Annotated in this window: 20 protein-coding genes and 1 pseudogene; 12 read left to right on the top strand and 9 right to left on the bottom strand. The window is 72.9% G+C overall.

What is annotated here, in order from left to right; genetic code table 11:
- Positions 1-81: 81 nt before the first annotated feature.
- The 4 genes from F8A92_RS12500 (at position 82) to F8A92_RS12485 (ending at position 4,341) form a co-directional block, all read left to right on the top strand.
- Positions 82-849 (top strand): DeoR/GlpR family DNA-binding transcription regulator, encoded by a 768-nt coding sequence (locus F8A92_RS12500; protein ID WP_153505498.1) that lies wholly within the window; start codon positions 82-84, stop codon positions 847-849.
- Positions 846-1,835, top strand: coding sequence for a 1-phosphofructokinase family hexose kinase (locus tag F8A92_RS12495; protein ID WP_153505497.1), 990 nt, complete (start codon positions 846-848; stop codon positions 1,833-1,835). The genes F8A92_RS12500 and F8A92_RS12495 overlap by 4 nt, the downstream gene beginning before the upstream one ends.
- Positions 1,828-4,017, top strand: coding sequence for a PTS fructose transporter subunit IIABC (locus tag F8A92_RS12490; RefSeq protein ID WP_153505496.1), 2,190 nt, complete (start codon positions 1,828-1,830; stop codon positions 4,015-4,017). Before F8A92_RS12495 ends, F8A92_RS12490 begins: the two co-directional genes overlap by 8 nt.
- Positions 4,018-4,080: 63 nt before the next feature.
- Positions 4,081-4,341, top strand: coding sequence for an HPr family phosphocarrier protein (locus tag F8A92_RS12485; protein WP_153505495.1), 261 nt, complete (start codon positions 4,081-4,083; stop codon positions 4,339-4,341).
- A gap of 59 nt (positions 4,342-4,400) precedes the next feature.
- Here the strand turns inward: F8A92_RS12485 and F8A92_RS12480 are convergent, their stop codons facing one another.
- Genes F8A92_RS12480 through F8A92_RS12455 form a run of 6 tightly spaced genes read right to left on the bottom strand, consistent with a single transcriptional unit; the run spans position 4,401 to position 13,235 of the window.
- Positions 4,401-5,411 (bottom strand): alcohol dehydrogenase catalytic domain-containing protein, encoded by a 1,011-nt coding sequence (locus F8A92_RS12480; protein WP_153505494.1) that lies wholly within the window; start codon positions 5,409-5,411, stop codon positions 4,401-4,403.
- Complete coding sequence (locus F8A92_RS12475) at positions 5,392-6,666, bottom strand: alpha-hydroxy acid oxidase (protein WP_153505493.1); 1,275 nt, start codon at positions 6,664-6,666, stop codon at positions 5,392-5,394. Before F8A92_RS12475 ends, F8A92_RS12480 begins: the two co-directional genes overlap by 20 nt.
- A gap of 16 nt (positions 6,667-6,682) precedes the next feature.
- Positions 6,683-7,468 carry an SDR family oxidoreductase gene (locus F8A92_RS12470; RefSeq protein WP_153505492.1) on the bottom strand — a complete coding sequence of 262 codons (786 nt, stop codon included), beginning with the start codon at positions 7,466-7,468 and terminating at the stop codon, positions 6,683-6,685.
- Positions 7,469-7,491: 23 nt separating this feature from the next.
- On the bottom strand, positions 7,492-8,337 hold the full coding sequence (locus F8A92_RS12465) for a 2-keto-4-pentenoate hydratase (protein ID WP_153505491.1): 846 nt from the start codon (positions 8,335-8,337) through the stop codon (positions 7,492-7,494).
- A complete protein-coding gene (locus F8A92_RS12460) occupies positions 8,321-11,854 on the bottom strand; it encodes an indolepyruvate ferredoxin oxidoreductase family protein (RefSeq protein ID WP_153505490.1) in 3,534 nt (1,177 codons plus the stop codon). The genes F8A92_RS12465 and F8A92_RS12460 overlap by 17 nt, the downstream gene beginning before the upstream one ends.
- A gap of 31 nt (positions 11,855-11,885) precedes the next feature.
- Positions 11,886-13,235 (bottom strand): MFS transporter, encoded by a 1,350-nt coding sequence (locus F8A92_RS12455; RefSeq protein WP_153505489.1) that lies wholly within the window; start codon positions 13,233-13,235, stop codon positions 11,886-11,888.
- Between F8A92_RS12455 and ilvD the strand changes: the two genes are divergently transcribed.
- A complete protein-coding gene (gene ilvD / locus F8A92_RS12450) occupies positions 13,132-15,174 on the top strand; it encodes a dihydroxy-acid dehydratase (protein ID WP_323368437.1) in 2,043 nt (680 codons plus the stop codon). The genes F8A92_RS12455 and ilvD overlap by 104 nt on opposite strands.
- Here ilvD and F8A92_RS12445 read toward each other — a convergent pair.
- Complete coding sequence (locus F8A92_RS12445) at positions 15,171-16,343, bottom strand: PucR family transcriptional regulator (protein ID WP_153505488.1); 1,173 nt, start codon at positions 16,341-16,343, stop codon at positions 15,171-15,173. The genes ilvD and F8A92_RS12445 overlap by 4 nt on opposite strands.
- A gap of 95 nt (positions 16,344-16,438) precedes the next feature.
- Between F8A92_RS12445 and F8A92_RS12440 the strand changes: the two genes are divergently transcribed.
- From F8A92_RS12440 to F8A92_RS12430, 3 genes are all read left to right on the top strand, one after another.
- Positions 16,439-17,935 (top strand): amidohydrolase, encoded by a 1,497-nt coding sequence (locus F8A92_RS12440; RefSeq protein WP_228389417.1) that lies wholly within the window; start codon positions 16,439-16,441, stop codon positions 17,933-17,935.
- Positions 17,936-18,047: 112 nt separating this feature from the next.
- Complete coding sequence (chrA, locus tag F8A92_RS12435; RefSeq protein WP_228389416.1) at positions 18,048-19,268, top strand: chromate efflux transporter; 1,221 nt, start codon at positions 18,048-18,050, stop codon at positions 19,266-19,268.
- Positions 19,269-19,277: 9 nt separating this feature from the next.
- Positions 19,278-20,291, top strand: a complete 1,014-nt coding sequence (locus F8A92_RS12430) for a hypothetical protein (RefSeq protein WP_153505486.1) — start codon at positions 19,278-19,280, stop codon at positions 20,289-20,291.
- 24 nt (positions 20,292-20,315) lie between these two features.
- Here F8A92_RS12430 and F8A92_RS12425 read toward each other — a convergent pair whose 3' ends face one another.
- The gene (locus F8A92_RS12425) at positions 20,316-21,320 is read right to left on the bottom strand and encodes a hypothetical protein (protein WP_153505485.1); all 1,005 of its coding nucleotides are present in this window, start codon (positions 21,318-21,320) and stop codon (positions 20,316-20,318) included.
- Between the two features lie 96 nt (positions 21,321-21,416).
- Here F8A92_RS12425 and F8A92_RS12420 point away from each other — a divergent pair, with 96 nt between their 5' ends.
- Positions 21,417-22,055 carry an FMN-binding negative transcriptional regulator gene (locus F8A92_RS12420; RefSeq protein ID WP_228389415.1) on the top strand — a complete coding sequence of 213 codons (639 nt, stop codon included), beginning with the start codon at positions 21,417-21,419 and terminating at the stop codon, positions 22,053-22,055.
- A gap of 126 nt (positions 22,056-22,181) precedes the next feature.
- Here F8A92_RS12420 and F8A92_RS12415 read toward each other — a convergent pair whose 3' ends face one another.
- Positions 22,182-22,940: an SIR2 family NAD-dependent protein deacylase gene (locus F8A92_RS12415; protein WP_153505484.1), complete on the bottom strand. Its 759-nt coding sequence runs from the start codon at positions 22,938-22,940 to the stop codon at positions 22,182-22,184.
- 149 nt (positions 22,941-23,089) lie between these two features.
- Between F8A92_RS12415 and F8A92_RS12410 the strand changes: the two genes are divergently transcribed.
- From F8A92_RS12410 to F8A92_RS12400, 3 genes and pseudogenes are all read left to right on the top strand, one after another.
- Positions 23,090-24,487: an MFS transporter gene (locus F8A92_RS12410; protein WP_228389414.1), complete on the top strand. Its 1,398-nt coding sequence runs from the start codon at positions 23,090-23,092 to the stop codon at positions 24,485-24,487.
- 2 nt (positions 24,488-24,489) lie between these two features.
- Positions 24,490-26,592: a molybdopterin oxidoreductase family protein gene (locus F8A92_RS12405; RefSeq protein ID WP_153505483.1), complete on the top strand. Its 2,103-nt coding sequence runs from the start codon at positions 24,490-24,492 to the stop codon at positions 26,590-26,592.
- A pseudogene (locus tag F8A92_RS12400) lies at positions 26,589-26,884 on the top strand (NAD(P)/FAD-dependent oxidoreductase); the annotation flags it as partial. The gene F8A92_RS12405 and the pseudogene F8A92_RS12400, both read left to right, overlap by 4 nt.

Here is a 26,884-nt window from a genome sequence, read left to right as displayed (position 1 = left end):
CACTGCTGCCGTAGAAAACAACATGAAAGCAACATTCTTCCGCACTGAAGCCACGCAGAGCCACATCAGGAGCAGCCAGGCATGTACGCCACCGAACGCCACGCCGAGATCGCCCGGGAGGTCGCCGCCCGACGACGGATCTCGGTGCGCGAGACCGCCGAGCGGTTCGGCGTGACCACCGAGACGGTGCGCCGCGACCTCGACCAGCTCGAGCGCGAAGGGGTGCTGCGCCGGGTGCACGGGGGTGCGGTGCCGGCGGGCGCCACGACCTCCTTCGAGCCGCGGTTCACCGAGCGCGAGCTCGTGGCCTCCGGGGAGAAGGACGCGATCGCGCTCGCCGCGCTGCAGCTGCTGCCCGGTGCCGGCGGCAGCATCATCCTGGACGCCGGCACCACCACCCGTGCCCTCGCCGCCCGTCTCGGCGCGGCCTCGCGCCTCACCGTGGCCACGAACGCCCCCGCGACCGCGGCCATCGTGCTGGAGAACGGCAGCCTGCAGGTGCAGATGATCGGCGGCCGGCTGCGCGCGGAGAGCCAGGCGGCGGTCGGGCCCCAGGCCGTGGCGGCGCTCGATGCGCTGCGCGTCGACGTCGCCTTCCTGGGCACCAACGGCCTGTCGCTGGACTACGGATTGAGCACGCCGGATCCCGACGAGGCGTTCGCCAAGGCGGCTATGGTGCGCGCCGGACGCCGGGTCGTGGTGCTCGCCGACTCCAGCAAGCTCGGCGAGGAGTCGCTCAACCGGTTCGCCGAGCTCAGCGCGATCGACGCGCTCGTCACCGACGACGGCATCTCGCACGAGGACGTCGCCGCCCTCGAGGCCCTCGACATCGATGTGGTGATCGCATGATCGTGACCCTGACCGCCAACCCCAGCGTCGATCGCACGATGACCTTCGCCGAGCCGCTGGTCCCCGGCGAGGTGCACCGCGCGGTGCGCGTCGTCGACCAGGCGGGGGGCAAGGGCGTCAACGTCGCCCGGGTGCTCGCGCTCGCCGGGCACGAGGCGTGCGCCGTCCTGCCCGCGGACGTCGCGGACCCGGTGATCGAGGGCCTGCACGACGCCGGCGTCCACGTCGTCAACGTGCCGACCGGGGTGCGCTGCCGCGTCAACGTGACCGTCGTCGAGCCCGGCGGACGCACGACCAAGCTCAACGCGCCGGGGCATCCGCCGACCGCCGAGCAGCGCGCGGCGCTGGCGCGGGCGCTTCGCGAGAGCTCCGTCGCCGGCGGCTGGGTGGTGCTCGCCGGCTCGCTGCCCGCCGGCGTGCCCCCGCGCTGGTACGCCGCGCTGGTCGCCGACCTCAAGGGCGCCGGACGCCGCGTCGCGGTCGACACCAGCGGGGCGCCGCTGACCGCGCTGCTCGAGGGCGCCGTCCTGCCCGACCTGATCAAGCCCAACAGCGAGGAGCTCGCGAGCCTCACCGGCACGTCGGCCGCGGTCCTCGAGAGCGACCTCGACGAGGCCCTCGCCGCCGCGCGCGGCCTGCTGGCGCGCGGCGTCGGCGCGGTGCTGCTGACCCTCGGCGGTGCCGGCGCCGCGCTGGTGACGCCGGACGGCGCGTGGACGGCGACGCCGCCGCCGATCACCGTCGCCAGCACCGTCGGCGCCGGCGACTCGGCGCTCGCCGGGTACCTGCTCGCCGACGCCGCAGGCGCGGAACCCGCGGAACGGCTGCGGTACGCCGTCGCCTACGGCAGCGCCGCGGCGGCGCTGCCCGGCACCACCATGCCCACCCCTGACGACCTCGACCTGTACGGCGCGCGCAGTGCGGCGTACCCCTCACCCACGATGCCGCCCGCGCATCGGACCGACCCTAGGAGCAACAATGGCTGAGCTCATCACCACCGAGCTGGTCGACCTCGATGCCGCGTACGGCGCGACGAAGGACGACGTGATCACCGCGCTGGCCGCGCGCATCGCGGAGGCCGGGCGCAGCACCGACGCCGGCCGCCTGGCCGCCGACGTGTTCGCCCGCGAGGCGAAGTCGTCGACCGGCATGCCCGGCCGGTTCGCGATCCCGCACTGCCGGTCCGAGTACGTGCTCGAGCCGACGCTCGCCTTCGCCCGGCTCTCGCCGGAGATCGATTTCGGGGCGAAGGACGGCCCGGCCGACCTGGTCTTCATGATCGCGGCGCCGGCCAGCGGCGACCAGGTGCACATGAAGCTGCTGACCCAGCTGGCGCGGGCGCTGGTGCGCAAGGAGTTCACCGCCGCGCTGCGCGCGGCGCAGACCGAGCAGGAGATCGTCGACCTGGTCCGCGACGCGGTCCAGCCGCCGGCCCCCAAGGAGGCGGCGGCTGCCGCACCCGCCGGCTCGGCCGCGACAACGGGCGACGCGGCGGCGACCACGACGGGCGCTGCCGCGACCACGAGCGGCGCTGCCGCCGAAGCGGGCTTTGCCGGCGAAAGCGGGCACGCTTCCCCGCTTTCGCCGTCGAACCCCGCTTCCGGCACTGCCACGGCCAGCGCTCGCGCGGGTGAGCCGATGACCATCCTCGCGGTCACCGCCTGCCCGACCGGCATCGCGCACACCTTCATGGCGGCCGAGGCCCTGGAGAACGCGGGCAAGAAGGCCGGCGTCCACCTCGTCGTCGAGCCGCAGGGCTCGGTCGGCGCCGACAAGCTCGACCCGGCGGTCATCGCGAAGGCCAGCGCGATCATCTTCGCCACCGACGTCGGGGTCCGCGACAAGGACCGGTTCGCCGGGCTGCCGGAGATCTCCACGAGCGTCAAGAACGGCATCCACGAGGCCGACCAACTGGTCGCGCGCGCGATCGCGGCGGCCGGTGACCCGCAGGCGCGCCGGGTGTCCGGGACGGCGGCGTCCGGGGACGGAGCGCCGGCCCGCGCGGGCGGCTGGGGCGCGAAGCTGAAGAACGCCGTGCTGACCGGCGTCAGCTACATGATCCCCTTCGTCGCGGCCGGCGGCCTGCTCATCGCGCTCGGCTTCCTGCTCGGCGGCTACGAGGTCGCCAAGAGCGGCTTCGGCAAGGACGGGGCAACGTCGCTCGCGGACTTCGTGCTCGGCACCCACTCGCTGACCAACCTCCCCGACGGATCGCTGAGCCCGCACGCGCTGCTCGGCAGCGGCTTCACGCTCTACCTCGGCGCCGCCCTGTTCAAGCTCGGCGCGCTCGCGTTCGGCTTCCTGGTCCCGGCCCTCGCCGGCTACATCGCCTACGCCATCGCCGATCGGCCCGGCATCGCCCCCGGGTTCACCGCGGGCGCGGTGGCCGGGTTCACCGGCGGGGGATTCCTGGGCGGCCTGGTCGGCGGCATCCTCGCGGGCTTCGTCGCCGCGTGGATCGCCCGCTGGAAGGTCCCCGCGTTCGCGCGCGGCCTGATGCCGGTGGTGGTCATCCCGCTGCTGGCCACCCTCATCTCCGGCGGCCTGATGCTCGTCGTGCTCGGCCGACCGCTCGCCTGGGTCACCACCTCCCTGCAGGACGCGCTCAACGGCATGTCGGGCACGAGTGCCATCGCGCTCGGCGCCATCCTGGGGCTGATGATGTGCTTCGACATGGGCGGGCCGGTCAACAAGGCGGCGTACGCGTTCGCGACCGCGGGGCTGAACGTCGACCAGCCGGCGACGTTGAAGATCATGGCGGCCGTCATGCTGGCCGGGATGGTGCCGCCGCTGGCGCTGGCGCTGTCCACCGCGGTCCGTCCGCGGCTGTACAACGCGGCAGAACGCGAGAACGGCAAGGCCGCGTGGCTGCTGGGGGCGTCCTTCATCTCCGAGGGCGCGATTCCCTTCGCCGCCGCGGATCCGGTCCGGGTGATCCCCTCCATCATGGCCGGCGGTGCGGTCACGGGAGCGATCTCGATGGCTTCGGGAGTGCAGCTCTCGGCGCCGCACGGTGGAGTGTTCGTGCTGTTCGCCGTCAGCGGCATCCTGATGTTCTTCGTCGCGCTGCTCGCGGGCGTCCTGGTCGCCGCGGCCGCGGTGACGGTCGCCAAGAGCACCGGCGCGCGGCGGACCGCCGTCGAGGACGACGCCCCGGTCACCGTCTGAGCCCGTGCGACGATTCGTCGCGACCCTTCGAGACCCGCCACCACCCCTTCGAAAGGAACAACCATGCCCAGCATCACCGTGAAGGTCGGCTCCTCCGTGGGCCTGCACGCCCGCCCCGCGACGATCATCTCCGAGAAGGCCGAGGAGCTCGATGCCGACGTCACCCTCGCCGTCCCGGGCGGCGACCCGGTGGACGCCGACTCGTCACTGATGATCATGACGCTCGGCGCGTCCTGCGGCGACGACGTGGTGGTCTCCAGCGACGACGAGGCCGCGATGCGGACGATCGCGGCGCTCGTCGAGCAGGATCTCGACGCCGAGTAGCGACGAGGACACCGGAGCAGGGGCCGCGCTGTGGCGCGGCCCCTGCTCCTGCGTCGCGGCTACGCCGGCTGGTCGGTGATGGCGACCTTCAGCTGCCCAGGTGCCGGAGTGAACGCTGCGCGGTACGCGGCGTCCGCCTCGGCGACGGGGTAGGTGCGCGTGACGTAGCGCCCAGGGAACTCGGGGTACCGCTTCACGTAGTCGTTCGCCGCTGCCAGGACCCGCCGGCGCTCCAGCGTGGTCCCGGACTTCAGCGTGAGGTGCTTGCGCAGCATCAGCTCCACCGGGACCGGGTAGACCGGGTCGTCCGGGATGCCGAAGTAGAAGACGAGCCCGCGCTCGCGGACCGCCTCGAGGGCGTGCGTCAGCGAGCTCACCTGGTGACCGATGGCCTCCACGATGAGGTCGGGCCGGTTCTCGTTCGTTCCGCTGGCGAGGAACTCGCTGCGCCGGGGACCGTCGGCGGCCACCAGCGCGGCGAGCCAGGAGCTCGTGGTGTGATGCTCGAAGCGGTCCACGCCGAAGAAGCCCGCGACGTCGCTGCGGTCGATCACGTCGACCCCCGTGACGCTGGCCGCTCCGCCGTTGGCCAGGACGTGCGCGAACAGCACGCCGATGGGCCCCAGCCCCAGCACGGCCGCGTCGCGGCCGGTGGTCGGTCCCAGCTGCTCCACCGCGTAGATCACGCAGGCCAGCGGCTGCAGCATCAGCGCGTGCGCGGGGGACAGCTCGGGGTCGTAGGCCAGCACCGACGAGCCGCGCACCACCACGTACTCCTGGAGGGCGTTCCAGCCGTCGGCCCACCCGACGACCCGGGTGCCGACCTCGTGCAGCTCGGAGCGGGTGGCGACCACCTCGCCGACGATCTCGTGCATCGGGGTGCCGGGGTGCACCTCGCCCGCGCCGAGCCAGGGATTGGCGTTGCCGCGGTAGAAGGGGCCGTCGCTGCCGCACAGGCCGCCCGCGAGGAACCGCAGCAGCACCTCGCCCTCGCCGAGATCGTCGGCCGACGGCGGGTCGACCTCGATCCCCGCGACGTGCCGCGGCCGATCAACGTGCTTGGCCCACACGGCTGCTCCTCCCCGTTTCGTCGGCCTGCTCCGGTGCGCCCGGCGCCGCCAACGAGACGTGCTGCGGTCCGATGTCGCGCAGCGTCGGCGTGCCGAGCAGCATCATGGTGCGGCGCAGCTCGGCGCGGAGGATCTGCAGGCACTTCTGCACGCCGTCCTGGCCGGCCATCATCAGCCCGTAGAGGTACGGCCGGCCGATCAGCACCGCGTCGGCGCCGAGCCCGATCGCGGCGGCGATATCGGCGCCGGAGCGGAACCCGGAGTCGACGTAGACCTCCGCGCGGTCACCGATCGCGTCACGAACCCGCGGCAGCACGGTGATCGAGGCCTCGGTGCGGTCGAGCTGCCGTCCGCCGTGGTTGGACACCACGACTCCGGCGGCGCCGGCGTCCACCGAGTCGATCGCGTCCTCGGCGCTCATCACGCCCTTGACGATGACCGGTCCGTCCCACCGCTCGCGCAGCCACGCGATGTGCTCGGGGCGCATCTCCTGCTCGACCACGACGCCGGACTGTCCCCACCGCTGGAACGGGGACTCCTCGCCGAGCGCGGCGAACTTCAGCGGCTCGTGGGTCACCAGGTCGTACACCCAGCGGGGGTTGACCGTCATGTCCAGCAACGCACGGCCGGTGAGGCGGGGCGGGATGTCGAACCCGGTGCGCAGGTCCCTGCGGCGCAGCCCCGTGGCGGGGGTGTCGATGGTGAGCATCAGCGCCTCGTAGCCCGCCGCCTTGGCCTCGGCCAGCTGCGCCTCGGTGATGCTGCGGTCGCGCATCAGGTAGACCTGGAACCAGTTCCGCCCGCCGGGTGCCGCGTCGGCGACGTCGCTGATCGAGGTGGTCGCCATCGTGGACAGGCAGTAGGGGGCGCCGGCGTCCTCCGCGGCGCGCGCCACCGCGGACTCGCCCTCGTGGTGGCTGAGCCGGGTGAACCCCGTGGGAGCGATGATGATGGGCGACGGTGCGGGCCTGCCGAGGATCGTCGTGGATATGTCGGGCGTGGCGACCTGGCCGTAGGCCCGCGGCGTGAACCGCACGCGGGCGAGCGCCCGCCGGTTCTCGTCGAGGGTGATCTCGTCCTCGGCGGCGCCGGAGACGAACTCCCACACCGACTTCGGCACGCGGCGGCGCGCGAACCGGGCGAGATCGCCGACGCTCTGGGATCTGGCCAGCCGGCTGGTGGTGCGGTCGAGGATCGGCTTGCGGACCTTCAAGAAGGGCTTGAGGTCGGCGACCGTAGGAACCTTGCGGGGCATGTCGTTCTCCGGTCTCTCAGATGACCATCGACAGGCCGCCGTCGACGTTGATCGCCGTACCGGTCAGATAGCCGGCGCGCGGCGACAGCAGGAACGCCGCGATGTCGGCGAACTCCTCGGTGCGGCCGACCCGACCGAGCGGGACGCCGAGGTCCGACGCGCGCTTGGCCTCCCAGTCCTCGACCGGCTGGTCGGACGCCGCCGCGCCGCGCACCCACTGGTCGCTGTGCACGAAGCCGATGAGGGTCGCGTTGACCCGGATGCCGTCGGCGGCCAGGTCGCGCGACAGGCCGTTGGTCAGCGCCAGCCCCGCCGCGCGGTACACCGAGCTCGGCATCGACCGCGGCGGCTGGAACTTCGCGAAGATGCTCAGCACGTTCAGCACCGACGGCGCGTCGCTCTTGCGCAGCAGCGGGAGGCTCTGCCGGATGCCGCGGACCTTCGCCAGCAGCTTCAGCTCGAAGTCGGCCTGCCACTCCTCGTCCGTGGTGTTCTCGAAGCCGCCGCTGGTGTGCACGCCGGCGTTGTTGACCAGCCCGTCGAGCACGCCCCACTCGCGCTCGGCGGTGTCGATCGCGGCCTGCAGGATGTCCGGGTCGCGGACGTCGGTGGGCTTGGTCAGCACGCGGCCCGACGCGCCCGCGTCGGTGAGCTGCTGCGCGGCGGCGTCCAGCTTGTCCTGGCTGCGCCCGACCAGCAGGACGTGCGCGCCCTCGTCGACGAGCGTGCGGGCGAGCCCGAGCCCCAGGCCGGTGGAACCGCCGGTGATCAGGAAGTGCCGGCCCTCGAGATGCAGATCCATGTGTGCTCCGTTTCCTATCGGTGTCAGCTGAACGTAACCGAGCTGGTCCCGAGACCCGAGTCGAAGGTCGCCACGTAGCGCCCGGCGACCACGCGGGTCGGTGGCGCGAGCGTGCCGCTGGAGACGATCGACCCGACCGGCAGCGCGCGCCCGAGCCGGCCGAGCTTGCCCACGAGCCACCGCATCGCGGCGTACGGCCCGCCGATCACGTTCAGCGCGTGACCGTCGACGGTGCCGCCGTCGGGGAGCGTCAGCCGGACCGTCACGCGCTCCATCGCCTCGGGGCTGATGCCCGGGATCCAGCGGTCCGCCAGGACGACGCAGCCGGCGACGGCGTTGTCGGCGATCAGCCCGCCGACGCCGATGACACCGGGGCCGTCGGCGGGCAGCCAGCCGCGGAAGCGCGAGGTCGGCACCTCGATGGCGGCGGTGAGCTCGACCCCGCCCGCGATCTCCTCCAGCGTCGCCTCGGGCGTCAGCTCGCGCACCGTGCGCATCGCGATCTCCGGCTCGAGCAGCGGGCTGTTGGCGAGGTCGAGGCCGATCTGCGCGCCCGAGGGCCGCAGCTGCTCGTTCGTGAGGGCCCCGAGCACCGGCTCCGTCGCGTTGATCGAGGCCTGGTCGCGGGCGCTCGCGACGCTGATCTTGTAGCCGGCGATCCGCGTTCCGGTGCGGGCGACGACCCGCTGCAGGGTCGCGTCGGCCACGGCGTACGCCACGTCGGGGTCGAGGTCGTTCAGCGCCGCCGGGAACGGATCGAGGGGGCCGCCGACGAAGTCGCCGGGGCTGAGCACCACGCGTGGGTAGCTCGCGGCGATCGTCTCCGGCCAGTGCGCGAGGTCGTCGGTGAGGCTAGTGGTCTGCGGCATGCTGCCGTCCCTTCGTAGTGAGCGTGTCGATCCGGTCGAGCCGGGGTACCGGGACGCCGACCGGCGCGGCGGCGCGGCGTACCCGGTCCTGGTACTCGGCGACGTTGCGGAGCTTGACCTGCTCGTAGCCGCGGATCACGTCCGCCGTCCCGGCCAGCTCGACGGCGTGCGCGTGGTTGCCGGCGGTGAGCGCGGCCGAGACGGACTCGATCAGCTCGCGGTAGTGCGCCGCGAGCTCGCGCTCGAGGCGGCGCACGACCGCGCGGCCGAACGGGTCGGCGACCGTGCCGCGCAGCCTCTTCAGGCCGGTCAGCGCGCCGAGGGCCGGCGCGAACCACGGGCCGAGCCGGACCTTCCGGGTGAGGCCGAGCCCGTTCAGGATCGGCGGCTGCAGGTTCCAGGAGACGGTCGCGCCGGTCCCGAACTCGCCCTCGACCTGCATCCGTGCCGAGTCCAGCAGGTGCAGCCGCGCCACCTCGTACTCGTCCTTGTAGGCCATCAGGCGGTGTGCCTGGATCGCCACGGTCTCGGCGAACGAGCCGTCGCCGCCGATGGCGTCCTCGGCCCGCTTGGCCCGCGCCACGAGATCGGCGTACTCCTGCGCATAGCGCCGGTTCTGGTAGCCGATCAGGTCGGGAATGCGCACCGCGAGCAGCTCGGCGAGCGCGCCCTCGGCGCCGACGCCGGCGATCAGCGCCCGCGACGCCGCATCGAGCAGGCCGTGCCCGGCGGCGTTCGCGTCCGGCGCGAGACCGGCGACGAGCTGCGGGTCGTGCACGAGCGCGCGTCCCCAGCGGAAGGCCGAGAGGTTCTGCTCGACGGCGATCCCGTCCTCGCGGATCGCCTGCTCGATGCTGTCCGACGACATCGGGATCGCGCCGCGCTGGTAGGCGACGCCGAGCAGCAGGGCGTTGCCGGCCATGTGGTTCCCGAACAGCGCGCCGGCGATCTGCTCGACGTCGAGATACGCGTTGTGCTCGTGACGCGTGACGGCGTCGATCTGCGATCGAAGCTCGGCCAGCGCGGGGTAGCGCACCGTGGAGTCGATCGCCATCTGCGCGGTCGGCACGGCGCTGGTCGAGGCGACCAGCACGGTGCGTCGGGGGGACGCCGCGAGCAGGTTCTCGGGCGTCACGGCGGTCAGCAGGTCGAATGCGATGAACAGGTCCGCCGACCCGGCGTCGAGCTTCGACGGCGCGGCGGTGTCGGTGTCGCGGATGTGGATGTGCGAGACCACCGGGCCGGCCTTGATCGTCGAGCCGGTCAGGTCGAGCGCGCGGGCCTGGCGGCCCTCGAGCGCCGCGGCGGCCGCGAGGACCCGGCTCACCGAGACGACCCCGGTGCCGCCGATGCCCGCGAGCTGCACGTTGAGCTCGGACGCGCGGGCGAGCTTGCTGGGCTCGGGGACGGCGGGCGGCTCGGGGGCGGTGACGCGATCCTTGCGCGCGTTCTTGACCTCGACGGTCATGAACGACGGGCAGTCGCCCTTCACGCAGGAGAAGTCGAGGTTGCAGCTCGACTGATGGATCGTGTTCTTGCGCCCGAAGGGCGTGGTCGTGGGCTGTACCGACAGGCACTGGGACTGCACGTTGCAGTCCCCGCAGCCCTCGCACACCCGCTCGTTGATCACGACGCGGGTGGTCGGCTTCGAGCCCTCGGCGCGCCAGCGGCGCCGCCGCTCGGACGCGCACTCCTGGTCGTGGATCAGCACCGTGACGCCCGGGACCGCCCGCAGCTCCTCCTGCACGTCCATGAGGGCGTCGCGGTGGTGCACCTTCACCCCGCGGGGCAGGCGGACCCGCCGGTAGCGAGCCGGGTCCTCGGTCGTGATCGCGATCCTGGCGACCCCCTCGGCCAGCAGCTCGCGCACGAGGTCGGGCACCCGCATGCCGCCGGAGATGTCCTGACCGCCGGTCATGCCCACGGTGCCGTTGACGAGGAGCTTGTAGGTGATGTTGACGCCGGCCGAGATCGCCTGCCGGACGGCGAGGCTGCCCGAGTGGTGGTACGTGCCGTCGCCGAGGTTCTGGATGAGGTGCTTGTCGGCGGCGAAGGGCTGCATCCCGACCCACTGCGCACCCTCGCCACCCATCTGGGTGTAGCTGCGGATGTCGCCGTACTCGTCGCGGTCGATCAGCAGCCCCATGATGTGGCAGCCGATCCCGGCCCCGACCTGCGCGTCCTTCGGGGCGCGCAACGAGGTGCTGTGCGGGCAGCCGGAGCAGAAGAAGCCGGTGCGGGCGGTCGCGAGCGGCAGCAGCGGCCGCACCCGCGGCTGGCGCGCGGGCTCGTCGAGGACGAGATTGTGGGTCTCCCGCAGCCGGTTGCCCACGATCCGCGCGATCTGGTCGATGCCGAGCTCGCCGCCGACCGGCAGGAACTCGGCACCCTCGGGGGTGTGCCGCCCGACCAGGGTCGGCCGATGCTCGGCGGCGTAGTAGACGTCCTTGAGCTGGCGCTCCAGCAGCGGCTGCTTCTCCTCGACCACGATGATCTCGTCGAGCCCGGCGGCGAAGTCGGTCCACTCCCGCGGGGACAGCGGGTGCAGCAGCCGCACCTGCTTGAGCCGGATGCCGTGCTCGGTGAGCCGCGCGTCGTCCAGGCCGAGCCTGTCCAGCGCCTGGCGCAGGTCGTAGTAGGTCTTGCCAGGAGCGACCAGGCCCACCGTCGCCCGCTGATCGCCGCTGTGCACGGGGTTCAGGTCGTTGACGCGGGCGTACTCCGCGGCCATCGCCAGCCGGCCGAGGTACAGATCGCGCTCGGCCTCGAGCATGCCCACGCCCGCGTCGTTGATCCGGATCTTCGGCACGAACGGCGCGCCGTCCAAGGTGAGGGCGGGCACGACCGGGGCGATCCGGTCCGGGTCGAGGTCGACCGTCGCCGAGCCGTCGGCCACGTCGGTGACCAGCTTCATCCCGACCCACAGCGCGCTCGCGCGGGACAGGGCGTAGCCGTGCAGGCCCAGGTCGAGGACCTCCTGCATGTTCCCCGGATAGAGCACCGGCATGCCCCACGACGCCAGCGTGGCCGTGCTGTCGGAGGGATAGACCGTCGCGTTCGGCTTCGGGTCGTCACCGGCGACGACGAGCACGCCGCCGTGCGGTGACGCCCCGCGGATGTTGCCGTGGTGCAGCGCGTCGCCCGCGCGATCCACCCCCGGGGCCTTGCCGTACCAGAGGGCGAACACGCCGTCCACCTGCGCCGACTCGAGCCCCGTGACGGTCTGGCTGCCCCAGACGGCGGTCGCCGCGAGCTCCTCGTTCAGCCCCGCGGCCGGGTGGATACCGTGCGCGGCGAGGGCGTCGCGCTGCTCCTCGAGCAGGTCGTGGATGCGGGCGACGGGCGATCCGGGGTAGCCGGAGGCGAATCCTCCCGTGTTGCGGCCGGCCCGCCGGTCCGCCTTCGCCTGCTCGATCAGCAGGCGGACGACGGCCTCGGTGCCGGTCAGGATCTCCTGGCGCGGCGTCCGGGCGGGCGTGTCGGTATCTGGCCGGGTGGGGTCGGCTACCGATGTCATGGGTCTCCTCGGTGACGGTGCGGTGGTGGGTCTAGATGCCGGCGAGGGCGGCGTCGTCCTCGTGCCGGATCGGCTCGTGCTCGGCGTCCGTCGGCCGGGTCTCCCGGGCGATGAGCGCCGCCACCAGCGAGATGAGCCCGATGACGACGAGGTAGGCGGCGATCGCCCACGACCGCTGGCCGGCCCACTGCCACAGCGCGAGGCAGATCAGCGGGGCGAAGCCGCCGGCGACGGTCGAGGAGGTCTGGAAGGCGAAGTTGACGCCGGTGACCCGGACCTGTGGCGGGAACAGCTCGGAGAGGTACGCGCCCTCGACCATGTAGGCGAGGTACTGGGCCAGCGCCCCGATCAGCACCGCGAGCACGATCGGCCAGAACCTGCCCGTGTCGAGCAGCCAGAACATCGGGAAGGCGCCCACGACGAGCACGGTGCACCCGGCCAGGAACATCCTGCGACGTCCGATGCGATCACCCAGCTTGCCGAAGTACCAGGCCACCGACAGGATGACGATCGTGCCCAGCGCGATGGCGCCGAGGACCGTGTTGACCGGGATCCCCAGCGCCAGCTGGGAGTACGAGATGAAGAAGGTGGCCACGACGAACGCCACGGTGGCCGTTCCCAGGTGCATGCAGAACACCAGGACGACGGTGCGCCACTGGGTCTTGAACAGCTCGACGATCGGGGTGGCGCGCTCCGCGGCCTGCGCCTCGACCTTCTTGAACGTGTCGGTCTCGTCGATCGAGCGGCGCAGGTAGATCGCGACGCCGATCAGGACGACGCTGATCAGGAACGCGATCCGCCAGCCCCACGATGCGAACTGGGCCTTGGACATGATCGCCTGGAGCCCGAAGATGACGCCGAGGCCGAGGAGGTAGCCGATGCCCGCGGAGTACGACACGAAGCCGGCGAGGAAGGCGCGCTTCTTCGGCGGCGCGTGCTCGACGATCATCGCGGCCGCGCCCGCGAACTCGCCGCCCAGCGCGAGCCCCTGGATGATGCGCAGCGCCACGAGCAGGATCGGCGCGCGGACGCCGGCCGTGCTGTAGACGGGGATCAGCCCGATGGCCGCGGTCGCGGCGCCCATCAGCACCATCGACCAGAGCAGCACGGTGCGGCGGCCGTACCTGTCGCCGATGTGGCCGAAGATCAGGCTGCCGAGAGGGCGCGCGATGAAGCCGACGGTGAACGTGGCCAGGGAGGACAGCGTGCTGAGCGTCGGGTCGTCCCCGGGGAAGAACAGGTTCGCGAACAGGCCGGCGGCCAGCAGCGCGAAGATCATGAAGTCGAACCACTCGATGACGGTGCCGATCATGGCGGTCACGGTGGCGCGCCTGGCCATGTCGGGACGCCCGGCGCGCGCGTCGAGGGCAGGTGTGGTCATGGGATCTCCTGGAGGAAGCTGGGGCGCGATGCGGACGCGCCCGCCGGATTGCCCGCCGGTCCGACCGACCTCGGCGGGTTGCAGCAACGCTAGGTCGCCGGTGGCCTGTGAGGTAATTGACAATCCCGAGGAATCTCGGCGGCCGTTTCGTGAAATTCACGGATTGTGCGCCGAGGCCTTGCCAGCGGCCGGTCGACGGCGCTACCCAGGGACCACCACCCCCCGACGACAGGACGGACCCGTAGTGGACGAGCACACCGGCGGCGCCCCTCGGCCCAGAAGCGCGGCACTGACCGATCCCCGTAACGTGGGCGCTCGTTCGATGCTGCGCGCCCTGGGCCTGACCGACGACGATCTGCAGCGCCCGATCGTCGGCATCGCCAACACCTGGAGCGGCGCGATGCCGTGCAACTTCCACCTGCGGGACCTCGCGCGGCGCGTGGCCGACGGCATCCGGGACGCGGGAGGGACCTCGGTGGAGGTGAACACCGTCTCGATCAGCGACGGCGTGCTCGCCCGCGGCGGCGCCTCGCTGATCAGCCGCGAGCTGATCGCCGACTCGATCGAGCTCGCGGCGACGGCGTACGCGTTCGACGCGATGGTGACGGTCGGCGCGTGCGACAAGACGAACCCCGGCTGCGTCATGGGCATGATGCGGATGAACATCCCCGCGGTGCATCTGTACGGCGGTAGCACGCCGCCGGGGTGCTACCGCGGCGACGACGTCTCGATCCAGAGCGTGGCCGAGGCCGTGGGGGAGCTCGCCGCCGGGAAGATCGGCGCGGACGACCTGGCCGAGCTCGAGCGGGTCGCCGTACCGCACGTCGGCTCGTGCGCCGGGATGTTCACCGCGAACACGATGGGCGCCGTGATCGAGACGCTCGGGCTGACCGCCGCGAACTCGTCGTCGGCGCCATCGATCAGCGACCGCCGCGCGGAGATCGCGTACGAGTCCGGCCGCCTGGTCATGCACGCGCTCCGCTCCGGGATCCGGCCCCGCGACGTTCTGAGCGACCAGGCGCTGGAGAACGGGATCGCCGCTGCCGCAGCGATCGGCGGATCAACGAACGCGATCCTGCACCTGCTGGCGATCGCCCACGAAGCGGGCCGCGACCTCGCCATCGACGCGTTCGGAGAGGTCAGCGATCGCACCCCGCGGATCGGCAACTTCACGCCGTCGGGGAGGTACGTCATGGCGGATCTCGATCGTGTCGGTGGGCTGCCGGTCGTGCTGCGTGAGCTGCTCCGCGCGGGGCTGCTGCACGGGGGCGCCCGCGGCGTCGACGGGAAGACGATGGCCGAGCGGCTCGGCGACGGAGGCCTACCGACCGGACAGGACGTCGTGGCGCCGGCGTTCGCGCCGATCGACGCGACGGGCGGGTGGCTGATCCTCCGGGGCAACCTGGCGCCGGAGGGCGCCGTCCTGAAGCTGCCGGGCACCACGGTGCGCTCGCACCGCGGGCGCGCCCGCGTGTTCGACAGCGAGCCCGCGGCGTACCGGGCGGTGATCGCCGGCGACGTCGTGCCCGGCGACACCGTGGTCATCCGGTACGAGGGGCCCGTGGGCGGTCCCGGCATGTCCGAGACCGCGCGTGTGACGGCGGCGATCATCGGACAGGGCCTGGGCGAGTCGGTCGCGCTGATCACGGACGGCCGGTTCTCGGGCATCTCGCACGGCGTGGCCATCGGGCATGTGGCGCCGGAGGCGGCGATCGGCGGAACGATCGCGCTCGTCGAGGACGGCGATCCCGTCGACATCGACCTCACCGCGCGGTCGGTGGTCCTCCTGGTCGAGGACGATGTGCTCGCCCGGCGTCGTGCCCGTTGGGCAGCGCCACCGGCGAAGGACCGGGGCGGGGTGTTCGCGAAATACGCGGCCTCCGTCGGGTCCGCGGCATCGGGCGCGGTGACCACGGCGACGGCGACGGGCGCACTCTAGGGACGCGCTCGATCCGGTCCGCCGGGCGCGAGGCCGGACCGGCCGTTCTGCAGCGCCGCCACCGAGCTCAGCAGACCGCGCACGGTGAACAGGTTCCAGCCGGTCAGCTCCTCCCACCGGGTGATCCGGTAGCGCGCGGTGTTCGGATGGATGTGCAGGGCACGGGCCGTGGCGGAGATGGAGTACTCGTTCTCGGCGAATGCGACCACGACCTGCGCGAGATGCGGGTTCTCCGCGGCCACGACCACCCCCGGCTCGAGCAGCTCCCGCATCCGCTCGCGCTCGGAGTTCAGCAGCGTCAGCGGCCACTCGCTCTCGAACTCGCGGACGTCGCTGCCGTCGTCGGGCAGCTCGAGCAGCCGCAAGCCGTCGACGTAGCTGTCGCGGATGCCCGTGACGCCGCGCCGGCTCAACCCCACCGCGATGCACCCGCGCACGCCGGCCGCGCGCAGCCGCGCGACCCCCGCCGGCACGGAGCATTGCTGAGTGACCACCACGCAGTGACCGCCGACGCTGACTGCGGACGTCGCGTCGGCATGGTCGGAGAACCCGATGTCGAGGCGATCGAGGACCTCGCGGGGATGCTGCGCGGTGACGAAGGAGCGGAACGGCGTGCCGAGGTCGAAGCCGAGCTCGGCGGCGGTCGTCTCCAGCTGCGCCACGGACAGGTCCTCGCCGGTCCCGGCGACCAGCCGGCGCAGCGCGTCGGCGCGGCTGAGGGCACGGGTACGGCTGGTCAGCACGAACTCCTCGGCGTACGCCGAGGAGACGAGGTGGAACCAGCCCCAGATCCGCTCGACCTCCAACGGCAGCTGGGACTGGAGCGCGGCGTCCTCCCCGGCACGCTGGACGACCTCCTTCCACAGCTCGCGGAACCCGACGTGATAGCCGGCGATGGCCTGGGCCAGCGGCAGATCCATGCCGACCCGCGTGCGGGCCATCGCGCGCGCGTGCTCCGCCGCCTCGGGCGACGGCTCGTCGCCGGACGCCAGCGACCTGAGCTGCATGGTGAGGTTGACGACGTTGTCGGCGTAGTGGATGTCGTACGGGAACTCCTGGTACGGCGGGATCTCGGTGCGGATGGCGTCGAGGATGCGCCGCGTGAGTCCTTCGACATCGCCGAGGATCGCCTCGTACAGACGCTGCACGTCGTCGGATGGCAGAGGCACGGTTCTCCTTCGGGGAATCCCGCAGAGTGTCGGCCGAGCGGATCGCCGATGTCAACGCCTCCGGCGTCCGACCATCCCTGTGCCAGGATCGGTGCGTGACGACGCGCCGCCTCCTGATCCGCAACGCCCGCATCGTCGGCGCCGACGTCCGGACGACCGATGTGGTGATCGACGGAGGCGTGCTCGGACCGGTCGGCGATGCGGGCCCGCAGCCGGGCGTGACGGACGCCTTCGACGCCGCGGGCGGCTGGCTGATGCCGGGCCTGTGGGACAAGCACGTGCACCTCGGCCAGTGGGCGATGGCCGGCCGGCGGCTCGACCTGTCCGGGACGTCGTCGCCCGACGAGGTGCTGCAGCGGGTGGGCGCGGCCGGCGGCGGCGGGCGCGTCCTGGTCGGCTTCGGGTACCGCCTCGCCGCGTGGGCCGAGCGGCCCGGCGTCCGGGCACTGGACCGGGTGTCGGGGGAGCGTCCGGTCGTGCTGATCTCCGGCGACGCGCACAACGCGTGGCTCAACAGCCGGGCCCTCGAGCTGGCCGGCCTGCCGTGGCGCGACGACGTGGTCGCCGAGCGCGAGTGGTTCGACGCGTACCCGAGGATCGGCGCGGCGCTCGAGCTGGCCCCCACGACCGAGGACTACGCCGATGCGATCACCGCGGCGCACCGGCTCGGCGTCACCGGCGTGGTCGACCTGGAGTTCGAGCGCGGCTTCGAGCACTGGGCGCGGCGCGCGCCCGGGCTGCCGCCGCTGCGGGTGCGCACCGGCGTCTATCCCGACGACCTCGACGCCGCGGTCGCCGCCGGGCTGCGGACCGGCGACCCGCTCGGCGGCCTGGCCACCATGGGGCCGCTGAAGGTCATCGTCGACGGCTCCCTCGGCACCGGGACGGCGTACTGCTGCGAGCCGTACGCCGACGGCCCGACGTCCGCCCTGGCCGACCACCCGACGTCCGGCGTGGGCGACGGCTCGACGTCCGCCCTGGCCGACCACCCGACGTCCGGCGTGGTCAACTACGGCCCCGACGAGCTCGCCGCGCTGATGCGCCGCGCCGACGGCGCCGGCCTCGCGGTCGCGCTGCACGCCATCGGCGACGCCGCCCTGGACGCCGTCCTCTCCGCGTTCGAGCAGACCGGCGCCCGGGGCAGCGTCGAGCACGCCCAGCTCGCCCGGCGCGAGGACCTGCCGCGGCTCGCGCGGCTCGGCCTGGTGGCCAGCGTGCAGCCGGCGCACCTGCTCGACGACCGCGCGGTGGCGGACGCCTGCTGGGCCGACCGGACCGACCGTTGCTTCATGCTGCGCTCGATGATCGACGCGGGCGTGCCGCTGGCGCTCGGCAGCGACGCCCCGGTCGCGCCGCTCGACCCGTGGCTGGCGATCGACGCCGCCTCCCGACGCTGCGCCGACGGTGACGAGCCGTGGCACCCGGCGGAGTCCATCACCCGCCGCGAGGCGCTGTTGGCGAGCGTCGACGGCCGCCGCGTCGCGCCCGGTGAGCCGGCCGACCTGGTGCTGCTCGAGGACGACCCGGTGCGCGTCTCCCGCCCGCGGGTGGCGGCGACCTGGGTGGCCGGCGAGCGGGTCTACACCGCCTGACCACAGTCGCGCGATGCGGTGGGTATTGCCCCGCTATGCGGCCGATAGCGGGGTACAACCCACCGCGTGACGAAGGGACGGCCCGGGTGCGGCCGTCGTCTAGGGTGGGGCCGTGCCCGACAGCGACCGGCCGGAGCCCGCGACCGCGAACCGCACGCCCCCCGGAACCGTCGGGGAGGTGCTGCGCACCTGCACCAAGCTCGGGCTCACGTCGTTCGGCGGCCCGATCGCGCACCTGGGCTACTTCCGCACCGAGTACGTCGACCGCCGGAGATGGCTGAGCGCCGAGGAGTACGCCGACCTCGTCTCCCTGTGCCAGTTCCTGCCCGGACCGGCGTCCTCGCAGGTGGGGATCGCGGTCGGGCTGAAGCGGGCCGGCATCCCGGGCGCCATCGCGGCGTGGTGCGGATTCACGCTGCCGTCGGCGATCGCGCTCGCGTTCGCCCTCGGATTCGCCGGTCGGGTGCCGGCCGGCGTGCTGCACGGGCTGATGATCGTGGCGGTGGCCGTGGTGGGGCAGGCCCTCTGGCAGATGGCGCGGACGGCGTGCCGCGGCCTCCCGGAAGCCCTCATCGCCGCCGCGGCACTCGCCGCCTCGCTGGCCTGGCGGGCGGCCTGGGTGCAGATCGCGATGATCGGCTGCGGGCTGCTCGCGGGGCTGCTGCTGTTCCGGCGCTCGACCACCGGCGCGCAGGTCGGCCGGATCAGCACGACCGTCTCGCGGCGCGCCGGCGTCCTGTCGCTGGGCCTGTTCGTCGCGCTGCTGATCGCGCTGCCGGTCGCCGCCCGCCTGACCGCCAGCCTGGCCGTGGACGTGGCGGACACCTTCTACCGCGTCGGGTCGATGGTCTTCGGCGGCGGCCACGTCGTCCTGCCGCTGCTGGAATCGCAGGTCGTCCCGCCGGGGTGGGTGAACGCCCAGGACTTCGTCGCCGGGTACGGCGCCGCGCAGGCCGTCCCGGGGCCGCTGTTCACCTTCTCGGCGTACCTCGGTGCGTCGATGAGCCGGCCGGTGCTGATGGCGGTGATCGCGCTGCTGGCCATCTTCCTGCCGAGCTTCTTCCTGGTGATCGGCGTGCTGCCGTTCTGGGACCGGATCCGGGGCGATGCGTCGATGCGGGCCGCGCTGCGCGGGGTCAACGCGGCCGTCGTCGGCGTCCTCGCCGCCGCCTTCTACCGGCCGGTGATCACCAGCGCGATCCTGGACTGGCCGGACGTGCTCATCGCGCTCGCGGCATTCGCCGCCCTGGTCCGGCTGCGGCTGCCGCCGTGGGTCGTCGTGGTGGGCACCGCGCTGCTCACCTGGGTCGTCGGCGTCCTGGCCGTTGTCTAGGCTGGCGGCATGGCTGCCATCGAGTTCGTAGAGCACAAGATCACGGCCCGGGTCCCCGAGCTGACCAACCCGACCAACGTCATCGACGTCCCGCTGAGCGTGCGCGTCGATCCGCTCACCGGGCGGACGTCGCGGGTCATCACCGGCACCAAGCTCGCGCCCACCGAGCGTCCCGACCTCTCGGAGCTCACCGCCGACCCGCCGTTCTGCCCGTTCTGCGCCGACAAGATCGAGATGACGACCGGCACGTTCGACTCGTCGATCACCGACGAGGGCCGCATCCGGCGCGGCAGCGCCGTCATCGTGCCCAACGTGATGGCCTACTCCGAGTACTCGTCGGTCGGGCTCTACGACACCGACAAGCACTTCCTGGACCTGCCCGAGCTCACCCCGCAGAAGGTCGGCGACCTGCTGTCGGCGTTCGTCGCATACACCAAGGGCGTGCACGGGCTGCGCCCGATGTGGTCGTCGGTCAACGCCAACTACCTGCCGCCCAGCGGCAGCTCGCTGGTCCATCCGCACGGGCAGTCGGCGCACGACGACATCGGCACCACGACGCAGCGCGAGCTGGTCGAGCGCTCCCGGGCGTGGGACGGCGACTCGTACTGGACGTCCCTCGTCGCGCAGGAGGAAGGCGGCGAGCGGTGGGTCGGCCGCAAGGGCCGCGTCTCCTTCTTCACGCCGTTCGCGCCGTCCGGCTTCCACGAGGTGTGGGCGGTCGTCGACGGCTGCGCGGACATCACCGACCTCAGCGACCAGGACTGCGCCGACCTCGGCGCGGGCATGTCCGCCGTCCTCGGCACCTACTACGCGCTGAACCTGACGTCGTTCAACTGGGCGCTCACCGGCGGCGGCCCTAACCCGAGCGACCGGTACTCGGTGCTGCTGCGCATGGTCAGCCGCTCGAACATCGACTCCTTCTACCGCAGCGACGTGACCTACTTCGAGAAGCTGCACAACGAGGCGATGGTGGACGTCGGCCCCGAGGACGTCGCCGCGCTGGTGCGCCAGCACTTCGGCTAGCCGGGCCACGTATCCCGCTGTTCCTCAGGCGTAGCTGCGCAGCACCGCGGCCATCTTGTCGAGCTTTGTCGCACAGTCTTCGGGATCGGCCCATGCCACTGACCGCCGGCGTTGTGCGGCGACGCTCGCCAGGGCCTCGGCTGCGAGCCGCCGGGAAAGCCGCCCGCGGAGCTTGATCTCGCCGAACGCGGCGGCGATGCACGCCTCGTCGCCGCTTAGGCCCACCAGGTCGTCGTCCAGCGCCTCCGCGGGCAGTCCCCAGCCGCGGAGGGTCGTCTCCGTGAACGAGCCGGCGTCCGAATCGCCCAGCCGCTCCTTCATCTCCTCCAAAAGATCTGCGCCGGTGTCGTTGCCGTGGGGTGCGACATCGTCGGCGGGATCCCAGAAGAACGGGTCGTCGAGCAGCTCGCGCGCTCGTGGGTGGAACTCCTCCCAGTCGACATCGACGAAATCCCACCCGGTCGCGGAGGAGCTGGGCTGCGCGGCCGCGGTCACGTCGAGCAGACGGGCCACTTCCTCGTCGCGCGTCGGAAGCGTGCCGATCACCCATTCGCAATGAGCGAGGAGCGCCGGGAGATCGACTTGGTCGGCTGGCGTGAGGAACGCACCCAGCAGCCGCAGAGCACCGACGACCTCCCCGGCCAGTGTGCGGAGTTGAGCGGCAGTCAACGAGCCGCTGGGATCGAGCGACTCCGGTGGCACCTCGCTCGCGATCTCGATGAACGCGCGGCGCTTCGTGCGCTGCATGGTGACCCTCGGCAGCGAGGCGCGACGGGCCTCGTGCTCCCGCGCGATCTCGGTGATGCCGAAGTCGCCTGGTGCCAGACCGGCCTCGGTGATGTCGACGCCGAAGGCCTCCTGAAAGCGGTCCAGCCACTGCGCCTCGTCGGCGACGGCCGGATGAACCAGGGTCACCTCGACGACCTCGAGCGGATCGCCGAGATCGGGTGCGTCCCGCAGCAGGATCTCGCCGATCGGTCCGATGTCGCCGCCACCACGATCGCTCACACCACTCACGTCGATCCGCATGCGATCCCTCGCTCCTCGGGGCGCCGTCGGCCGGCGCCGCTGGTACGGCGTATGCGGATCCTAGCGGGCGGCCGGCGGCTGCCTATCATCGTCGGCATGGGTATCCCGATGTACGTGCCGCGGTCGTTCGAGATGTCCGAGGACGACGTCCTGGACGTGCTGGAGAACCTCGGCGCCGCCGACCTCGTGACGCCGACCGCGGACGGGCTCGCGTGCACGTTCATGCCGATGCTGTACGACGCCACCATCGGCGAGCACGGCACGCTGCTGGGTCACTTCGCGCTGCTCAACGAGCACTGGAAGGCCGAGCCCACCGGTGACTCGCTGGTCATCGTGCACGGCAGCGACTCGTACATCACCCCGATGTGGTACCCCTCCAAGGCCGAGCACGGCCGCGTCGTCCCGACCTGGAACCACCTCACGCTGAACATCCGCGGCGAGATGATCGTGCAGCACGACACCGAGTGGCTGCGCGGGCTCGTGACCCGGCTGACCGACCACTTCGAGGAGCCGTTCGCCGAGCGCTGGCAGGTGACCGACGCGCCCGAGAAGTACCTCGACGGGCAGTTGCGGGCGATCAAGGGCATGGAGCTGCGCATCCACTCCATCGAGGCGAAGGCCAAGCACAGCCAGAACCGGCCGCCGGCCGACCAGCGCGGCGTGATCGAGGGGCTGCGCTCCGTCGGCGACCACGACGGCGCCGGCGCCGTGGCGCACTTCGGCACCCCCAGCTAGCGGCATCGGCCGGCCCCGCGATCACGGTCGACGCGGCAAGCGGGGTTCGGAGGCAAGAACGGGGAAGTTTCCCCGCTTTCGGAGACGAAGCCCGCTTTCCGGCGCGGGTCGGCGGCGCCGCCGACCCTAGGAGACGACGGCGGCGCCGAGGATCTCGCCGGCGGAGCCGTGCACGACGACGTCCGCGAAGCCGTCCAGCGGCGTCGGCTCGCGGTTGACGATCGCCAGCCGGGCGCCGGCGTCCTTCGCGATCAGCGGGATGTCGGCCGCCGGGTACACCTGCAGCGACGACCCGATCGTGAGCAGCAGGTCGGCGTCCTGCGCCTGCTGGACGGCGTCGTCCATCGCCTGCGCCGGCATCATCTGGCCGAAGCTGATCGTCGCCGACTTGATGATCCCGCCGCACTCCGGGCAGCGCGGGTCGTCCTCGCCGGCCGCGAGCCGCGCGAACACCCACTCGGTGCCCTGGCGGAACCCGCACCCGTCGGGGGTGCCGTACGCCGGCCGCAGACCGATGCACTCGACCTCGCGCATCGTGCCGTGGATCTCGATGACGGTGCGCGAGCCAGCGTCCTGGTGCAGGCCGTCGATGTTCTGGGTGACGACCGCGCTCAGCCTGCCGGCCTCCTCGAGGCGCGCCAGCGCCCGGTGTGCCGCGTTCGGCGCGGGCCGGTGCGCGAACAGCTCCTCGCGCATCGCCCATGACTTGCGCCGCACGTCGGCCGATTCGACGTACCGGTCGAAGGTGAACTCGCGCGGGTCGTAGCGGGTCCAGACGCCGCCGGGGGAGCGGAAGTCCGGAATGCCCGATTCGGTCGATATCCCGGCGCCGGTGAAGGCGACGATCCGATCGGCGGCCTGCAGCAGCTCGGCGAGATCCGTCATGGGACTCACCGTAACCCGGCCGGCCTCACAACCGCCCGGGACGACGGTGAGCGGGACTTGACGGGCGCGAAACACGATCGTGCCGCTGGCCGAAACACCGCCTCCCTAGCGTCGGGGAATCCGCACGAGCCGCCCGGAAGGAAAATGCAGTGACCACTCTGCAGAACGGCCCCACCGTCCGACCCACCGACACCGAGACCTCCACGCCCGGGCAGCCGTACCGCGCGCTGCCCGGCCTCACCGAGACGCCCGGCCGCTGGCTGCACGGTTGGCAGCCCGAATCGGCCGCGCAGTGGCGGGCCGGCGGCCGGCAGGTCGCGCGGGTCAACCTCGCGGTGTCCGTCTTCGCGGAGTTCCTCGGCTTCGCCGTCTGGGCGATCTGGAGCATCGTCGTACCGCAGCTGCCGGCCGCCGGGTTCGCCCTCACGGTCGACCAGATGTTCTGGCTCGTCTCGGTACCGAGCCTGGTCGGCGCCACGTTGCGGATCCCCTACACCTTCGCCGTCCCGCGGTTCGGCGGCCGGAACTGGACGATCGTCTCCGCGTTGCTGCTGCTCGTCCCGGCCCTCGGGCTGGCGTGGGTCGTGAACCACCCGCAGGCCGGCTTCGGCGTCCTGCTGCTGGTGGCCGCGCTCGCCGGCGTCGGCGGCGGCAACTTCGCCTCGTCCATGGCGAACATCTCCTTCTTCTACCCGGAGACCGAGAAGGGCAAGGCCCTCGGGCTCAACGCGGCCGGCGGCAACCTCGGCACCGCCGCGGTCCAGCTCGCCGTGCCGCTGATCATCACCGCCGGCGCCGGGATCGCCCTCGATCGCGCCGGGCTGGTCTTCATCCCGTTCGCGCTGCTCGCGGCGCTGCTCGCCTGGCGGCTCATGCACAACGTCGCCGACGCCAAGGCCGACGCCCGGAGCTTCGCCGCGGCCATCCGCGTGCGGCACACCTGGCTGCTGTCCTTCCTGTACATCGGCACCTTCGGCTCGTTCATCGGCTACTCCGGCGCCTTCCCGACGCTGCTGAAGTCGCAGTTCCCCGAGATGGGGCTGTCGATCGCGTTCCTCGGCGCGCTCGTCGGCTCGCTGGCCCGGCCCCTGGGCGGCGTCCTCGCCGACCGGATGGGCGGTGGGGTCGTCACCGTCGCGTCGTTCGCCGCGATGATCGCCGGCGCGGGCGGGGTGATCCTCGGCCTGCGCGCCCACTCGTTCGGGCTGTTCTTCGGCGCGTTCCTGTGGCTGTTCGTGTTCACCGGCGTCGGCAACGGCTCGATCTACCGGATGATCCCGGCCGTCTTCAGCGCCACCGCGGCCGACCGCAGCCCGAGCGGGCTGCTCGCGGCCAAGCGGACCGCCGCGGGCTGCATCGGCATCGCCGGTGCGATCGGCGCGTTCGGCGGGTTCCTCATCCCGCGCGGCTTCGCGCTGTCGACCACCGCCGCCGGCAGCATCGTCCCGGCGATCGGCGTGTTCATCGGCGCGTACGCCGTGATGACCGCGGTGACCTGGGCGGTGTACTGCCGCAGGGCCGGCGCCCTCGGCTCGGGGGTGATCTAGCCATGGCGGTGACGGTCGATACGCACTGCCCGTACTGCGCCCTGCAGTGCGCGATGACCCTCCGCGAGGACGACGCCGGCGCGGTGCAGGTCGACGCGCGGGACTTCCCGACCAACCGCGGCGGCCTGTGCCAGAAGGGCTGGACGAGTGCCCGGCTGCTCGACGTCGCCGACCGGCTCCGCCAGCCGCTGATGCGCGACGCGGCCGGCGAGCTCGTACCGGTCGGGTGGGACGTGGCGATGTCCTTCGTCGCCAGCCGCATCCGCGCCCTGCAAGGCATCCACGGTCCCGACACGGTCGCGGTGTTCGGCGGCGGCGGCCTCACCAACGAGAAGGCCTACCTGCTCGGCAAGCTCGCGCGCGTGGCGATCGGCACCTCGCGCATCGACTACAACGGCCGGTTCTGCATGTCGTCCGCGGCCGCGGCCGGCAACCGCACCTTCGGCGTGGACCGCGGCCTTCCGTTCCCGGTCGGCGACATCGGCGGCGCGGACGCCGTGCTGCTCGCCGGCAGCAACGTCGCGGAGACGATGCCGCCGTTCGTGCAGCACCTCGCCGGCGCGCGCCGCCGCGGTGCGCTGATCGTGATCGACCCGCGGCGCAGCGCGACCGCGGCCCTCACCGCCGACGGCGGCGGCGTGCACCTGCAGCCGCTGCCGGGCACCGACATCCCGCTGCTGCTGGCCATGCTGCACTGCGCCCTCGCCGACGGCGTGACGGACGCCGACTACCTCGCGCGGCGGGTGACCGGCGTCGCCGAGGCGTGCGCCGCGGCGGGCGCGTGGTGGCCCGAGCGTGCCGAGCGGGTCACCGGCGTCCCGGCCGAGCAGATCCGGCAGGCCACCCGGCTGCTGGCGGACGCCGCCCCGGCCCGCGGCGGCCGCGGCGCGTACGTGCTCACCGGTCGCGGCGCCGAGCAGCACGTCAACGGGACCGACACCGTGCAGGCCGCGATCAACCTGGCCCTCGCTCTCGGGCTGCCGGGCCGCGCCGGGAGCGGCTACGGCTGCCTGACCGGGCAGGGCAACGGGCAGGGCGGCCGCGAGCACGGCCAGAAGGCCGACCAGCTCCCTGGGTACCGCTCGATCACCGACCCGGCCGCCCGCGCGCACGTCGCCGGCGTGTGGGGCGTCGCCCCCGAGTCGCTGCCCAGCGCCGGCGTCCCGGCGATGACGCTGCTGCGCTCGATCGGTGAGCCGGGCGGTCCGCGGGCCCTGCTGGTGCACGGCGCCAACCTGCTCGTCAGCGCGCCGGACGCCGACGACGTCCGCCGCCGGCTCGGCGCGCTCGACCTGCTCGTGGTGTGCGACTTCGTCCCCTCCGAGACGGCGCTGCTGGCCGACGTCGTCCTGCCGGTCACCCAATGGGCCGAGGAGGAGGGCACCATGACCAACCTCGAGGGCCGGGTGCTGCGCCGGCGCCGGCTGCGGCCGCCGCCGGACGGCGTCCGCGACGAGCTCAGCGTCCTCAACGACCTCGCGCGGCGGCTCGGGTCGGCGGCCGCGTTCCCCACCGACGCGGCCGCGGCGTTCGACGAGCTGCGGGCCGCCAGCGCGGGCGGCCCCGCGGACTACACGGGCATCCGGTACGCCGACCTGGACGCCGGCGTCGCCGCCCACTGGCCGTACGCCGCGGGCACGGCGGGGACCCCGCGGCTGTTCACCGAGCGGTTCGCGCACGCCGACGGGAAGGCCCGCATGCACGTCGTCGAGGAGAGCCCGCCCGCGGACGACGTGCGGGCGGACGCGCCGCTGTACCTGATCACCGGCCGGGTGCTGCAGCACTACCAGTCGGGCGCGCAGACCAGGCGGGTCGCCGAGCTGGTCTCCGCGAGCCGGTCGCCGTACGTGCAGATCCACCCGCTGACCGCCGACCGGCTCGGCATCGCCGACGGGGACGACGTGGACGTCGTCTCGGCGCGCGCCGTGGTCACCGCGCCGGCGCGGCTCTCGCACGACGTCCGGCCCGACTCGGTGTTCATGCCGTTCCACTTCGCCGGAGCCGGGTCGGTGAACCGGGCCACGAACCCCGCGGTCGATCCGGTCAGCGGGATGCCGGAGCTCAAGGTCTGCGCGGTCGCGGTGCGTCCGGCGGTCGCCCGATGACCCCGCACCGCGTGGTGGTGGCCGGCGCCGGGATGGTCGGCGCCCGGTTCGTCGCCGACCTGGACGCCGCGGCGCGCCGGACCGGTCGCCCGGTCAGCATCACGCTCGTCGGCGACGAGCCGCACGCGCCGTACAACCGGGTGCTGCTCAGCGACGTGGTCGCCGGCCGCGCCGAGCTCGGTGCGCTGGCGCTGCCCGCGCCGCCGCCGGGGGTGCGGGTGCTGCGCGGGGTCGCGGTGCGGGCGCTCGATCGGGCACGCCGCACGGTGCTGCTCGAGGACGGCACGTCGGT

It is taken from the genome of Cumulibacter manganitolerans (genome assembly GCF_009602465.1).
Lineage (GTDB): Bacteria > Actinomycetota > Actinomycetes > Mycobacteriales > Antricoccaceae > Cumulibacter > Cumulibacter manganitolerans.
This window is presented reverse-complemented; position numbering and strand designations above follow the sequence as displayed.